Origin of the sequence: Streptomyces sp. NPDC002588 (assembly GCF_040295925.1) — a bacterium.
In the GTDB taxonomy this organism is placed as follows: domain Bacteria; phylum Actinomycetota; class Actinomycetes; order Streptomycetales; family Streptomycetaceae; genus Streptomyces.
On record NZ_JBEOWF010000005.1, the window covers coordinates 239313 to 252029 of the forward strand.

At 71.4% G+C, this 12717-nt stretch carries 12 protein-coding genes; 7 read left to right on the forward strand and 5 right to left on the reverse strand.

Annotated features, from left to right (window positions below; all coding sequences use genetic code 11):
* Positions 1 to 21: 21 nt before the first annotated feature.
* Both ABT057_RS08165 and ABT057_RS08170 read right to left on the reverse strand, forming a co-directional pair.
* Positions 22 to 1434 carry a sensor histidine kinase gene (locus tag ABT057_RS08165; RefSeq protein WP_352341636.1) on the reverse strand — a complete coding sequence of 471 codons (1413 nt, stop codon included), beginning with the start codon at positions 1432 to 1434 and terminating at the stop codon, positions 22 to 24.
* 9 nt (positions 1435 to 1443) lie between these two features.
* The gene (locus tag ABT057_RS08170) at positions 1444 to 2130 is read right to left on the reverse strand and encodes a response regulator transcription factor (protein ID WP_352341637.1); all 687 of its coding nucleotides are present in this window, start codon (positions 2128 to 2130) and stop codon (positions 1444 to 1446) included.
* A 289-nt stretch (positions 2131 to 2419) separates the two neighbouring features.
* On the opposite strand from ABT057_RS08170, the gene ABT057_RS08175 reads away from it, so the two are divergent.
* The 7 genes from ABT057_RS08175 to ABT057_RS08205 all read left to right on the forward strand — a co-directional run bounded on the left by ABT057_RS08175 (position 2420) and on the right by ABT057_RS08205 (position 8476).
* Positions 2420 to 3196, forward strand: coding sequence for an amino acid ABC transporter ATP-binding protein (locus tag ABT057_RS08175; protein ID WP_352341638.1), 777 nt, complete (start codon positions 2420 to 2422; stop codon positions 3194 to 3196).
* Positions 3197 to 3285: 89 nt separating this feature from the next.
* The gene (locus ABT057_RS08180) at positions 3286 to 4146 is read left to right on the forward strand and encodes a glutamate ABC transporter substrate-binding protein (protein ID WP_352341639.1); all 861 of its coding nucleotides are present in this window, start codon (positions 3286 to 3288) and stop codon (positions 4144 to 4146) included.
* Between the two features lie 109 nt (positions 4147 to 4255).
* Entirely contained in the window at positions 4256 to 4921 is a 666-nt protein-coding gene (locus ABT057_RS08185; protein WP_352341640.1) for an amino acid ABC transporter permease, read from the forward strand.
* The gene (locus tag ABT057_RS08190) at positions 4918 to 5841 is read left to right on the forward strand and encodes an amino acid ABC transporter permease (protein WP_352341641.1); all 924 of its coding nucleotides are present in this window, start codon (positions 4918 to 4920) and stop codon (positions 5839 to 5841) included. Before ABT057_RS08185 ends, ABT057_RS08190 begins: the two co-directional genes overlap by 4 nt.
* A gap of 198 nt (positions 5842 to 6039) precedes the next feature.
* Positions 6040 to 7659, forward strand: coding sequence for an FAD-dependent monooxygenase (locus ABT057_RS08195; RefSeq protein WP_352341642.1), 1620 nt, complete (start codon positions 6040 to 6042; stop codon positions 7657 to 7659).
* Between the two features lie 123 nt (positions 7660 to 7782).
* Positions 7783 to 7854 carry a putative leader peptide gene (locus tag ABT057_RS08200; protein ID WP_318658241.1) on the forward strand — a complete coding sequence of 24 codons (72 nt, stop codon included), beginning with the start codon at positions 7783 to 7785 and terminating at the stop codon, positions 7852 to 7854.
* Positions 7855 to 7966: 112 nt separating this feature from the next.
* Positions 7967 to 8476, forward strand: coding sequence for a cupin domain-containing protein (locus tag ABT057_RS08205; RefSeq protein WP_352341674.1), 510 nt, complete (start codon positions 7967 to 7969; stop codon positions 8474 to 8476).
* Positions 8477 to 8533: 57 nt separating this feature from the next.
* Here the strand turns inward: ABT057_RS08205 and ABT057_RS08210 are convergent, their stop codons facing one another.
* The 3 genes from ABT057_RS08210 to recX form a co-directional block, all read right to left on the reverse strand.
* Complete coding sequence (locus ABT057_RS08210) at positions 8534 to 11080, reverse strand: ABC transporter permease (RefSeq protein WP_352341643.1); 2547 nt, start codon at positions 11078 to 11080, stop codon at positions 8534 to 8536.
* Positions 11077 to 11760 carry a helix-turn-helix domain-containing protein gene (locus tag ABT057_RS08215; protein WP_352341644.1) on the reverse strand — a complete coding sequence of 228 codons (684 nt, stop codon included), beginning with the start codon at positions 11758 to 11760 and terminating at the stop codon, positions 11077 to 11079. Before ABT057_RS08215 ends, ABT057_RS08210 begins: the two co-directional genes overlap by 4 nt.
* A gap of 144 nt (positions 11761 to 11904) precedes the next feature.
* Entirely contained in the window at positions 11905 to 12714 is an 810-nt protein-coding gene (recX, locus tag ABT057_RS08220; protein ID WP_352341645.1) for a recombination regulator RecX, read from the reverse strand.
* Positions 12715 to 12717: the final 3 nt, after the last annotated feature.

Sequence of the window (12717 nt, forward strand, 5' to 3'; positions counted from 1 at the left end):
ACGGGGCCGGAGGCGCCCAGGTCAGGCCGTGGGCCGCGACCTCGGCACCGACACCGTCACCGTCAGACCGGTCGGCTCGTGACGGTCGTACGACAGTGAGCCGCCGCCCGCCGCGAGCAGGGTGCGGGAGATGGACAGCCCGAGGCCGGAGCCCTTGATGTTCTGGTGGCGGCCGCTGCGCCAGAAACGGTCGCCCACGCGCGCGAGTTCCTCGTCGGTGAGGCCGGGGCCGTTGTCGGTGACGACGACGGTGGAGGTCGCGCCGTCCACCGCGACCGTCACCCCGACGCTCTCCCCCTCCGGGGTGAACTTCACGGCGTTGTCGATCACCGCGTCCAGCGCGCTGGACAGCGTGACCGGATCGGCCCACGCTGTGGTCGGCGGGCAGTCGCCCACCAGCCGTACCCCCTTGGCCTCGGCGGTGGGCGCCCAGGCGGCGACCCGCTCGGCGGCCAGCGCGCCGATGTCGGTGACCCTCAGATCGGCCTCGGTGTGCTCGGCCAGGGCCAGGTCGAGCAGGTCGTCCAGGACCTGGGCCAGGCGTTTGCCCTCGCTCTGGACGGAGGCGATCTCCTCGTTGCCCTCCGGCAGCTCGTAGGCCAGCAGTTCGATGCGCAGCAGCAATGCGGCGAGTGGATTGCGCAGTTGGTGCGAGGCGTCGGCGACGAAGGCGCGCTGCTGCTCCAGGACGTCTTCGACGTTGTCCGCCATCTCGTTGAACGACCGGGCCAGCCGTCTGAGTTCCGGCGGCCCGCCGGAACTGGCGACCCGGGACTTCAGGCGCCCGCTCGCGATCGCGTGCGTGACGAAGTCCAGGACCCGGACCGGCTTGAGCACCCAGCCGGTCAGCCTGAGCGCGGCGCCGATGGCCAGCAGCATCGCGGCGATCTCACCCGCGCCGATGAGCACCCAGCCGTGCAGGATCCGCGACCGCATCGGCCCGGTGGGCGAGTCGGTGACGACGACCGCGACGACGTCACCGTCGCGGATGACCGGCGACGCGACGACGAGGCGATGGCGCTGCCACGGCCATACCTGCTGCGGGTCGTGGCTGCGCCGGCTGAGCAGCGCCTCCTGGAAGGCGTCCCGCATCTCGCCCTCCTGGGGGACGGTCCAGTCCTTCGGCGCCACGGCCAGAGCGGCGCGCGTGGGGTAGAAGACCCCGGCACGAATGTCGTAGACGTCGTGGTAGTTGGTGAGTTCGCGCTCCAGGGTCTCCAACTGCTCGTCCGCGGACGAGGACAGGGAACCGTCCGTCTGCGACGAGACGGTGACGAACTGGGCGAGCGCCGCGAAGCGCGCGGTGTCGTCGATCCGGTCGACGACCACCTTCTGCTGCTGCGCCCCGGCGAAACTGACGGCCAGCGGCACACCGAGGGCCAGCAGTACGGCCGCCATCAGGACGATGAGCAGCGGCAGCAGACGTGTGCGCAACGTGCCCCGCTACTGGCCCGCCGGGGCGACGAGCCGGTATCCGACGCCGCGCACGGTCTCGATCAGGGCGGGCATGCGCAGTTTGGCGCGCAGTGAGGCGACGTGCACCTCCAGGGTGCGCCCGGTCCCCTCCCAACTGGTGCGCCACACCTCGCTGATGATCTGCTCCCGGCGGAAGACGACGCCGGGGCGCTGGGCGAGCAGCGCGAGGAGGTCGAACTCCTTGCGGGTCAGCTGGACGACCGAACCGTCCACCGTGACGCGTCTCGTGGGCAGTTCGATCTGCACGGCGCCCAGCCGCAGCGCGTCTTCCCCGGCCCGCGGGTCCTCGTGGACGGTGCGCCGGCTGACGGCGTGGATCCGGGCGAGCAGCTCTCCGGTGTCGTACGGCTTCACCACGTAGTCGTCGGCGCCCAGGTTGAGGCCGTGGATGCGGGAGCGTACGTCGGCGCGGGCCGTCACCATGATCACCGGGGTGGCGGTGCGCTTGCGGATCTTGCCGCAGACCTCGTAGCCGTCCTGGTCGGGCAGGCCCAGGTCGAGCAGGACGACCCCGAAGCCGGGGCCTTCCGGAACCAGGGCCTGGAGCGCCTCCTCGCCGTTGCGGGCGTGCGTGACGTCGAAGCCGTGCCGCTTGAGGACCGCGGACAGCGCGGCGGCGACATGGTTGTCGTCCTCGACGAGGAGCAGTCTCATCCCCGGCCCCCTCCGATTCATCGGCCGTTCGGTCTGGAATCGTGCGCAAGGTGAGCACACGTGCGTGTGCATCATGGCAGTCACGCTGATGTACGAGGACGCAGTCAAGCGGGTTCCGGTTGCGCGCCGCCTCAGTTATCCGCCCGAGACGCGCGCTGGTCGGAAGTGCTACGACATGTGTCCGATTGCTATCGGATCGTGATGCTCAGATTCCCCTCAGATGTAATGACGCTGGTCTTGGCCGGTCACTACTGTCCTCCGAAACCGAGGAGGACGGAGCCTGAGAGCGATGACCGAAGTATCGGTGGCCAAGGAAGATGCGGCCCCGCCCGGCGAACTCGTCGTCCTGAAGAATGTCAACAAGCACTTCGGCGCGTTGCACGTGCTCCAGGATATCGAACTGACAATCGACCGTGGTGAGGTCGTCGTGGTCATCGGGCCCTCCGGGTCCGGTAAGTCGACCCTGTGCCGCACCATCAACCGTTTGGAGACGATCGACGCGGGCAGCATCACGATCGACGGGAAGCCGCTGCCCGAGGAGGGCAAGGCGCTGGCCCGGCTGCGGGCCGACGTCGGCATGGTCTTCCAGTCGTTCAACCTGTTCGCGCACAAGACCGTGCTCGAGAACGTGATGCTGGGCCAGATCAAGGTCCGCAAGGCGGACAAGAAGCAGGCCGAGGACAAGGCCCGTGCTCTTCTCGACCGGGTCGGCGTGGGCACTCAGGCCGACAAGTACCCCGCCCAGCTCTCCGGTGGCCAGCAGCAGCGCGTGGCCATCGCCAGGGCGCTGGCGATGGACCCGAAGGTGATGCTCTTCGACGAGCCGACCTCGGCCCTCGACCCCGAGATGATCAACGAGGTCCTCGAGGTCATGCAGCAGCTCGCCCGGGACGGCATGACCATGATCGTCGTCACCCACGAGATGGGCTTCGCACGATCGGCTGCAAACCGCGTGGTCTTCATGGCGGACGGGCGGATCGTCGAGGAGGCTGCGCCCGACCAGTTCTTCAGCAATCCGCGCAGTGATCGTGCCAAGGACTTCCTGTCGAAGATCCTGCACCACTGAATCTCCGGGTGCGGACGACGCGCCGCCGGCGGAACCCGCACCCCCCTCAGTCCTTCATCACTGTCCTTCATCATCCTAAGGAAGTCGACATGAAGCTTCGCAAGGCCACCGCCGCCTCGGCCGTCGTGCTCGCCCTCGCCCTCTCCGCCACCGCCTGCGGCGGCGACAACAAGGACGAGGGAAGCAGCAGCTCGAGTGGTGGGAGCGGCGGCGGCAAAATCAAGATCGGCATCAAGTACGACCAGCCCGGCCTCGGCCTGAAGAAGCCCGACGGTTCCTTCGCGGGCTTCGACGTGGACGTCGCCACCTACGTCGCCAAGCAGCTCGGCTACGAGCCGGACCAGATCGAGTTCGTCGAGACCAAGAGCGCCGACCGCGAGAACGCCCTCGCGCGCGGTGACGTCAAGCTGATCGCGGCCACCTACTCGATCACCGACGAGCGCAAGCAGAAGGTGGACTTCGCCGGCCCGTATCTGCTGGCCCACCAGGACCTGCTGATCAAGACCGACTCCGACATCTCCAAGGGCACCGACCTCAACGGCAAGAAGCTGTGCTCCGTGACCGGTTCGACCTCTGCGCAGAACGTGCAGAAGTCGATCGCCCCGAAGGCGAACCTGAAGGAGTACGGCACCTACTCGGAGTGCATCGCCGGCCTCCAGAACGGAGCCGTGGACGCGGTCACCACCGACGACTCGATCCTCGCCGGCTTCGCCGCCCAGGACCAGTACAAGGGCAAGTTCAAGCTCGCGGGCCTGAAGCTGAGCAACGAGAACTACGGCATCGGCGTCAAGAAGGGCGACACCGCGACCGTCGACAAGGTCAACAAGGCGCTGGAGCAGATGGTCAGCGACGGCTCCTGGCAGAAGGCGGTCGACGCCAACTTCGGCCCGGCGGACTACAAGAACGAGCCCGCCCCGAAGATCGGCGTCATCGTCCCGAACGCCTCGTAGTCACAGCCCAGCCCAGCGGGGTTCCCGCGGTGCGCCGCCGTCCGTCGCGATCACGGCGGCGGCGTGCCCGCCCTCCTCGTACGCCACCCAGCCGGAAGCGCGGGAGATCGTGTTCGACTTTCTTGAAGGTTACGACGTCCTCGGGGCGTTCTGGATGACGGTGAAACTCACCGCCCTCTCCGCGGTGGGCTCCCTGATCTGGGGCACCCTGCTGGCCGCGATGCGGGTCAGCCCGGTCCCGCTGATGCGCGGGTTCGGCACCGCCTACGTCAACATCGTCCGCAACATCCCCCTGACGGTCATCATCCTGTTCTGTTCGGCGGGCCTCGCCGACGTCTTCGGCATGACCCTGGGTTCCGAGGACTTCAAGATCCAGGGCTTCCGGCTGGCCGTGCTCGGACTGGTCGGCTACACCGCGGCCTTCGTCTGCGAGGCGATCCGCTCCGGAATCAACACGGTGCCGCTCGGCCAGGCGGAGGCAGCCCGGGCCATCGGCCTGAGCTTCAGCCAGATCCTGAGGCTCGTGATCCTGCCGCAGGCCTTCCGCGCGGTCATCGGCCCGCTGGCCAACGTCCTGATCGCGCTGACCAAGAACACCACGGTGGCGGCCGCCATCGGCGTCGCCGAGGCCGCCTACCTGATGAAGACGATGATCGAGAACGAGGCGCAGACGCTGCTCATCGGCGCGGTCTTCGCGTTCGGGTTCGTGGTGCTGACCCTGCCGACCGGCCTCATCCTGGGCTGGCTGGGCAAGCGACTGGCGGTGAAGCGATGAGCTCGGTCCTCTACGACGCGCCCGGCCCCCGCGCCAGGCGGCGCAACGTCCTCCTCACGGTGGTCTTCTCCGTCCTCCTCGCCCTCCTCCTGTGGTGGATGTGGCAGAAGATGGACGAGAAGGACCAGCTCACCTCCGCCCTGTGGAAGCCCTTCATCGAGTCGGAGGCGTGGACCACATACCTGCTGCCCGGCCTCGCCAACACGCTGAAGGCCGCCTCGCTCGCCATGGTGATCGCCCTCCCGCTGGGCGCGTTCTTCGGTATCTCCCGCCTGTCCGACCACCGTTGGGTGCGGGCCGCGGCCGGCACGGTGGTCGAGTTCTTCCGGGCCATCCCGGTGCTGCTGCTGATGCTGTTCGCCAACGAGTTCTACGCCCGCTCCACGGACGTCACCAGCGAGGACCGGCCCCTCTACGCCGTCGTCACCGGCCTGGTGCTCTACAACGCGGCCGTCCTCGCCGAGATCGTCCGGGCCGGCATCCTGGCCCTGCCCAAGGGCCAGACGGAGGCGGCGTACGCCATCGGCCTGCGCAAGGGGCAGACGATGGGCAGCATCCTGCTTCCGCAGGCGGTCACGGCGATGCTCCCGGCGATCGTCAGCCAGCTGGTGGTCATCGTGAAGGACACCGCGCTCGGCGGTGTGATGATCGGATTCACCGAGCTGCTCAACTCGCGCGGCACGCTCGCGGCCAACTACGCCAACGTGATCCCGAGCTTCATCGTCGTCGCGGTCATGTTCATCGTGCTGAACTTCATCCTGACCAGCTTCGCGGGCTGGCTGGAGCGCCGTCTGCGGCGCAGCAAGCGCAGCACGGGCGCGGTGCTCGGCGCCGAGAAGGTCGACGACCTGAACGCGGCCGAGGTCGGCGGCTCCTACGGCACCGGTGCGGGAGGCGGCGACTTCGGAGGCGGCTTCTGACGCATGATCCCGGCGGCATCTGACGCATAATCAAGAGATGTGACCTGTACGGAGGCAGTGGCCCGCGCGCCGCTGCCTCCGTCGCTTGACGCAAACAACGCCAATGGGTTGCATACGTTCTGTGATCGTGCACCCTGCTCCAACCTGTTGTTCACTCACGCCCGCGAGGACGCCGTCGAAGGCAGGGAGTGCCGCGCCGTGGACCCGGTGATCATCGTCGGAGCGGGGCCCGTGGGGCTCACGCTCGCCCTGGCGCTGGCGCGCCAGGAGGTGCCGTCCGTCGTGCTCGACGAGGGTCCGGGCAAGGACGAACCGCGGCTCGCGCGCACCGTCGTGCTGCGCGAGGACACCGCCGCCCTCGTGGAGCGCCTCACCGGTGTGCCGCTCGACGGGGCGGGCTTGCGCTGGGCTGGCTGGCGGGCGATGCGGCGCAGGCAGGTGACGCGCGAGGTCACGTTCGGCGATGAGGAACCCGCCCCCCTGCACATCGCCCAGCATGTGCTGAGCGGCATTCTGCGCACCGCCGTCGAGGGCGAACGGCTGGTCAGGATGTGCGTCGACAGCCGCCTCGACACTGTGGAGCAGGAACCTTCCGGTGTCACGGCCCACACCCGCGGCCCCCAGGGCACCTGGTGGCGCGGCAGCTATCTGATCGGCTGCGACGGCCCCCGTTCCACGGTCCGCAAACTCCTCGACATCCGCTTCCCCGGCCGTACGGCGGTGGAGCGACACGCCGTGGCCGCGCTGCGCGCGGAACTTCCGTGGGACGGCGAGGCGTTGCTCCATCGGACACCGCCGTGGCGGACGTCCGGTCCCTTCGCCGGGGAAATCACCGGACGCCCGCTCCCGGACGGCGTCTGGCGTCTGGACTGGCTGCTCCCGCCCGGCAAGGACCTGGTCACGCCCGAACTGCTACTGGCCCGGGTCCGCGAGACCCTCGCGGGCTGGAACGACGGCCCGACCCCGGCGTACGAGCTTCTCGACACCGGCGTCCACACGGTGCACCACCGGCTGGCCCGCCGCTGGCGAGCGGGCCGGGTGCTCCTCGCCGGGGACGCGGCCCACCTGCTCGGCGCGTTCGGCACGCACGGGCTGGACGAGGGGCTGCGGGACGCCGACAACCTCGCCTGGAAGCTGTCCCTGGCCTGGCACCACGGACCGCACGAAGCGCTGCTGGACAGCTACCAGACCGAGCGGCGCGCCGTGGTCGCGGCCCGGCTGCGCGCGGCCGACCAGGCGCTGCCGCTGCTGCGCGGTGGTGGGGGCATAAGGGCGTACGTTCCCGGCACCGCCCGCGGCCACCACCTGCTGCTCGGCGACGGTCACCTGGGACGCGGCCCACTGGGCGCGCCGGGCACCTACGCCGGCTCCCCGCTCGCACCCCGGCACCTGGAGGCGGAGGTGCCGGTGCACACGCCCCCGGGCGCCCCCGTCGAGGACGTCCTCGTCACCGCCGAGGACGGCTCCTTCGTACGGCTGCGCGACCGGCTCGGCCGGGGCGCGCTGCTCGTCGTGCTGGTCGCGCCGGGCACCGGCGTGTGGGAGCGCCGGCACTGGGTGGGCGCCGGACTCATGCCCCGGCTCGCCGCCGCCGTGACGGCCCTGCCCAGCCCGGCCGAACTGCTGGTCGCCGAGAGCTACCCCGGCGCGGCCGCCCACACCGTGCTGCTGATCCGCCCCGACGGGCATCTGGTCACCGCGTTGACGGGGGTACGCCCCGCCGACCTGTACGCGGCGGCGGAGGCCGCGGTGGGCGGGAAACCGGCGGACGCGACGGAGGACGCGAAGGAGGCCACGGCCGGTTCGACGGCCAACTGATCCCCGTCACCCCGTACGACCAGCACGGGAACCTCCGCGTGTCCGCCCTGCCGTCCGCATGGTGACAGCGAGTTGACCGGTCGGCACCGGCATGGTGTACTCCGCATCGTGACCGACACCTGTGTGCGCCTGTGGCGGAGGGTCCATATGGACCTCGTCCGCTATGCGGGCTGCGTGTGTCGCCCGTCCTTCTGAACTCGCCCCATTTCCCACCGGCGCGCGCCGCCGATGAGCAAGTGCGTTCCTTCGCCGCAGCGCGCTCCCCGCGAACGTTCCCAGGACGGTACCCGTGTCTGTCTCCCCCGCCATGTCTCCCGCCGCCACCGCGCCCACCCAGGCGGAGCTCCTCGACTTCGTCCGGCGCACGGCCGCCGACAACGAGCTGATCGCCTCCCTGCCACTCGACCCCGAGGGCCGTACCTGGGTGCGTCTGGAGGGCCCGGGCGGCAGCGAGGCCTGGCTGATCGGCTGGCCGCCCGGCACGGGCACCGGCTGGCACGACCACGCCGACTCGGTGGGCGCCTTCGTGACCGCACAGGGCGAGCTGAAGGAGTACTCGCTCGCCGTGCGTCTGCCCGCCGACGGCTGGAAGACCCTGGAACTGGCGGACGACGTCGACCGGGAACGCACCCTGCCGGCCGGCCGGGGCCGGGCCTTCGGACGGCACCACGTCCACGAGGTCCTCAACGGGTCGACCGAGGAGCACGCCATCTCGGTCCACGCCTACTACCCGCCCCTGCCGCTCATCCGCCGCTTCAGCCGCACCGGCCGGCTTCTGCGCCTGGAGCACGTCGAGCGCCCGGACGACTGGCAGTGAGCACGCCGGTGGCGTCGTGACCGGTGCCCGCCCGGGCGGGCACCGCGCCGTCGGCGCTCATTCCCTGGCCGTGGCCACCGTCACCGCGCGCACCCGCAACGCCACCCGGCCGGGCACGGCGGTGGCGACCAGCGCCAGGAGTCCCGCCACGGCGACCACGACGGCGTAGCCGAGCGGGGCGACCGACGGCGCCGCGCGGCCCGTCATGCCGACGCTGAACGCGGTCAGGACGGCCAGCGCGACAGCGCTGCCGAGGGCGGTGGCGAGCAGGAGCACGGACAGCGCCTCGGTGCGCAGCATGCGCAGCACCTGTCGCCGGGTGGCCCCCGCGAGACGCAGCAGCGCGAACTCCCGGACCCGTTCGGAGACCGACATGGCGAGCGTGTTCACCACGGCGATGGCGGTGAAGGCCAGGACGAGTCCCATGGCGAGGAAGCGGACCTCCGAGTCGGCCTGCTGCCGCTCCGCCTGGAGCGAGTCGGCGGCTTCTGGGGACATCACCGCGAGTCCCGGGAACTTACTCAGCGTAGTCGCGAGTTGTGTCTGTGTACGGTCCGTGGCGACGAGGAGGGAGGAGGAGAGCGGGTTGTCGACGTGGCGGGCGAGCAGGTCGTGCGCGAAGGTGAGGTCTCCGAAGCCGAGGCCCCTGGCGTAGACGGCGGCGACGGTGAGTGTGGCGGGCGTGCCGTCGCCGAGCGTGAGCCTCAGGGTGCCGCCGGGCTTCAAGTGGAGTTGGTCCGCGGCCAGTTCACTGACCGCGACGGTGTTCTCGCCGAGTCTGCCGAGCGAGCCCTCGGTGACGTCCGGGTCCCAGGTGCGGGCGAGTCCGGCCGGGCTGACTCCCTGCGCTGCGTACTTGTCGAGGCCCACCCGGACGGTGGTGCGGACGACCTCGGTGACGACGTCGTTTCCCGTGCGTAGCTGCCGTGCCGCCTGCGCCGGTACGCCGGGCCCCCGGGAGGCGACGACCCAGTCCGCGCGGACGCCCTCGCGGGCCTGGGCCCGGGCCGCGTCGCCGAGGGTGGGCTGCACGAACAGCACCGTGCAGGTCATACCGATGAGCAGGGTGAGGGGGGTGACGACGGAGGCCATCCGGGCGGCGTTGCCGCGGAGGTTGGCGGTGGCGAGCCTGCCGCCGTGGCCGGTCAGCCGCAGCGGGCCGGCGAGGAGGAAGGCGGCCGCCTTCACCAGAAGCGGCCCGAGCAGGGCGACGGAGGTGGACAGGACGACAACGGCGAGGAAGGTGACCGGTGTCGACGCGGGCTCGGTCCGCAGCACACTGAGCACGGCTACCAGGGCGGCGCCGCCGGCGAGCATCAGCAGGCCGGCGAGGAGCCGGCCCCGGGCGGTGCGGGGGCGTTCGGCCCGGGCCTCGGTGAGCGCCTCCGCCGGCTTGGTCCGGGCGACCCGGCGGGAGGCGATCCGTGCGGCGGCCCAGGCGCCGGCCAGGGTCGTGGCGAGGGCGGCGAGCGGCGGGAGGACACCGGCGGTGTGCTGGAGCGTGGCGGGTACGGCGCCCAGGGCGACGAACCTGCCGTGCAGCCAGCCGCCCAGGGGAAGCCCCAGGCCGGCCCCGACGGTCCCGGCGGCCACTCCGACGATCAGGGCCTCCCTGCCGAGGAGCCTGCGGATCTGCCCGGAGGTGGCGGCGACGGCGCGCAGCAGGGCGAGTTCGCGGTGGCGCTGCTGGACCGAGAGCGCGAAGGTCCCGACGACCACGAGAACCGCCACGAGCAGCGAGGTGCCGCCCATCGCGCCGCCCATGCTGACGAGTTTGGTGCGGGCCGCGGCGGCGTCCAGGAACTCGACCGGGCCACGGGCGTCACCTGCGCTGACCTGTGCCCTGCTGCCGCGCAGCGCCTCGGCCAGGGCCCGGCGCAGCCCCTCCGGGGAGGTGCCCGTCTTCGGGAGCACACCGAACGCGCTGACCTCGCCGGGATGTCCCGCGAGGCGGCGGGCCTCGGCCGCGGAGAAGAAGAGCGAGGTCTGGTGGTCCACCGCGGTGGCGGGGGCGGCGACACCGGAGACGCGGTAGGTGCGCGGGGCCTGCGTCGACTGGACGGTGAGCCGGTCGCCGGGGGTGAGGTGGGCGCGCCCGGCGAGGTCGCGGTCGACGACGACGTCCGTGGCGCCTCGCGGGGCGGTGCCCTGGGTGAGCCGGTACGGCGTGAGCGCGGCGGAATCCCAGGCGTGCCCGTAGGCGGCCCGGCCGTCGCCGCCCTGTCGGCCTTCGGTGCCGTCGGGGAGCAGCGGCTCGGCGAGGAAGGTGAGCTCCGGAACGACGCGGGCGACCCCCGCGGTGCGGGCGATCGTGTTCCCGAGGCCGGCCGGGAGCCAGGCGCGCTCGGCGATGGGCTTGGCCTTGTGTTTGACCTTGGTCTTGCCCTTCTTGTGCCGCACGGTGGTCTGGTGGACGTTCTGGTCGGCGGAGACCACGACCGGGGCGGCCGCGTAGCGCTCGGTGCGGATGCCGCCGCGCAGTCCCGTCTCGAGCAGGGTGCCGCACGCGGTGATCAGGGCGGCCGCGCACATCAGCGCGAGGAAGGCACCGAGGAAGCCGGCCTTGCGGGCGCGGACGGTCTTCAGGGCGTAGCGCAGCATCATGACGGACCGGTCTCTCTTCTGTTGTGCGCGGCGTTGCCGCGAGCGGGAGCGGGGTGGGCCATGAGCCGGGTGAGGACGGTGCGCGCGCCCGGCGGGGTCTCGGACTCGGGGCGCTTGTAGCGGTTGAGGAGGGCGATGTACTCCTCGAAGAACTCCCGGAGTTCGGGCAGTGTGAGCCGGATGCTGCCGCGCGAGTAGGGAAAGGCGTCCGCCCAGGGGTCGCCGTCGGCGGCCTCCCGCTGCAGCCGCTCGAAGAGGTCCAGGTCGGCGGCGTAGGCATGGTGGTTCAGCTCGTCCATGGCCTGTCGCATCTCGGGGCTCTGCCGGCTGCGTGGCGGGAAGCGGCGGTCACCGGGGACGGCTCGCCACCAGCGCTCGCGATGAGCGGACGGCTCAGTGCCCCGCTCTGCGCGCGGCTGTCCGTCCGTCTCCTCGACGAGGCCGTACCTGGCGAGTTCACGCAGGTGGTAGCTGGTGGATCCGGTGTTCAGGCCGAGGGCCCGGGCCAGCTTCGCCGAGGTGGCCGGGCCGTGCAGGGTGAGATGTTCGAGCATGCGCTGGCGGCGGGGCTGGGCCAGCGCCTTGAGGGCGTCGAGATCACCGATTTCGACGGGCGCCGAGGGGATGTGGCCGGTCCGTCGGGGCTCGCCGGTACCGGGTTCCGGAGGCGTGCGGGTCATGCGTACACCGTCGCCTGTGCACAGACGTCTGTGCACTGCGGTGACCCGGCGTCCTCAGCGGGGGGTTATCCCCACCCCGGGGCTGAACTGCGGCGTCCGCCTCCGTCCTCGCAGGACGGGCGCACGCCCCCGTCCTCGCAGAGCTCAGAAATCGTCCTCCGCCAGGAATTCCGTGTCCTCGCCCTCCTCTTCCAGCGCCTGCCGGACCACCCGCAGGGCCATGCCCTGGGCGTAGCCCTTGCGCGCGAGCATGCCCGCGAGGCGGCGGAGCCGTTTGTCGCGGTCGAGGCCACTGGTCGAGCGCAGTTTGCGGGCGACGAGCTCGCGCGCGGTCTCCTCCTCCCGCTCGGAGTCGAGCTGGGCGACGGCCTCCTCGATCAGCGCCGAGTCGACTCCCTTGGTCCGCAGTTCCTGGGCGAGCGCCCGCCGGGCCAGCCCCCGGCCGTGGTGCCGGGACTCCACCCAGGCGCCGGCGAAGGCACCGTCGTCGATCAGCCCGACCTCCTCGAACCGCGAGAGCACCTCCTCCGCCACCTCGTCCGGGATCTCCCGCTTGCGCAGGGCGTCCGCGAGCTGCTTCCGCGTGCGCGGGGTCCCGGTGAGCAGGCGCAGGCAGATCGCCCGCGCCCGCTCAGCCGGGTCCGCTGAAGGCTCTTCCTTCTCGGCCCTCGACGAGGAGGAAGCGCCTCCGTCCTCGGTGGACGGTTCTCCGAAGCCGCGGCGACGACGCCCACGCCCGCCGCGCTCGCCACCGCGTCCGGCCCGACGGCCGCTCCGGTGCGGACCGTCACCGTCCACACCGTCACCGCCGTACGAGACGCCCTCACTGCCGTACCTGTCGCTGTCGCCCGGTCGGTCGCCGCCGCCCCGGGCGGGGCCGCCGATCCCGCTCCCCGGCTCCCGGGGGGTGCCGGGGTGGGCGTCGTACTCGGCCCAGTCCGTTCGTCGTGTCACGGA

Excerpts from the sequence above, each read along its gene's own strand:
- ABT057_RS08170 (WP_352341637.1), bottom strand. The coding sequence starts at position 2,130 with ATGAGACTGCTCCTCGTCGAGGACGACAACCATGTCGCCGCCGCGCTG.
- ABT057_RS08210 (WP_352341643.1), bottom strand. The coding sequence starts at position 11,080 with ATGATGCTGCGCTACGCCCTGAAGACCGTCCGCGCCCGCAAGGCCGGC.
- ABT057_RS08190 (WP_352341641.1), top strand. The coding sequence starts at position 4,918 with ATGAGCTCGGTCCTCTACGACGCGCCCGGCCCCCGCGCCAGGCGGCGC.
- ABT057_RS08205 (WP_352341674.1), top strand. The coding sequence starts at position 7,967 with ATGTCTCCCGCCGCCACCGCGCCCACCCAGGCGGAGCTCCTCGACTTC.
- ABT057_RS08180 (WP_352341639.1), top strand. The coding sequence starts at position 3,286 with ATGAAGCTTCGCAAGGCCACCGCCGCCTCGGCCGTCGTGCTCGCCCTC.
- ABT057_RS08215 (WP_352341644.1), bottom strand. The coding sequence starts at position 11,760 with ATGACCCGCACGCCTCCGGAACCCGGTACCGGCGAGCCCCGACGGACC.
- ABT057_RS08175 (WP_352341638.1), top strand. The coding sequence starts at position 2,420 with ATGACCGAAGTATCGGTGGCCAAGGAAGATGCGGCCCCGCCCGGCGAA.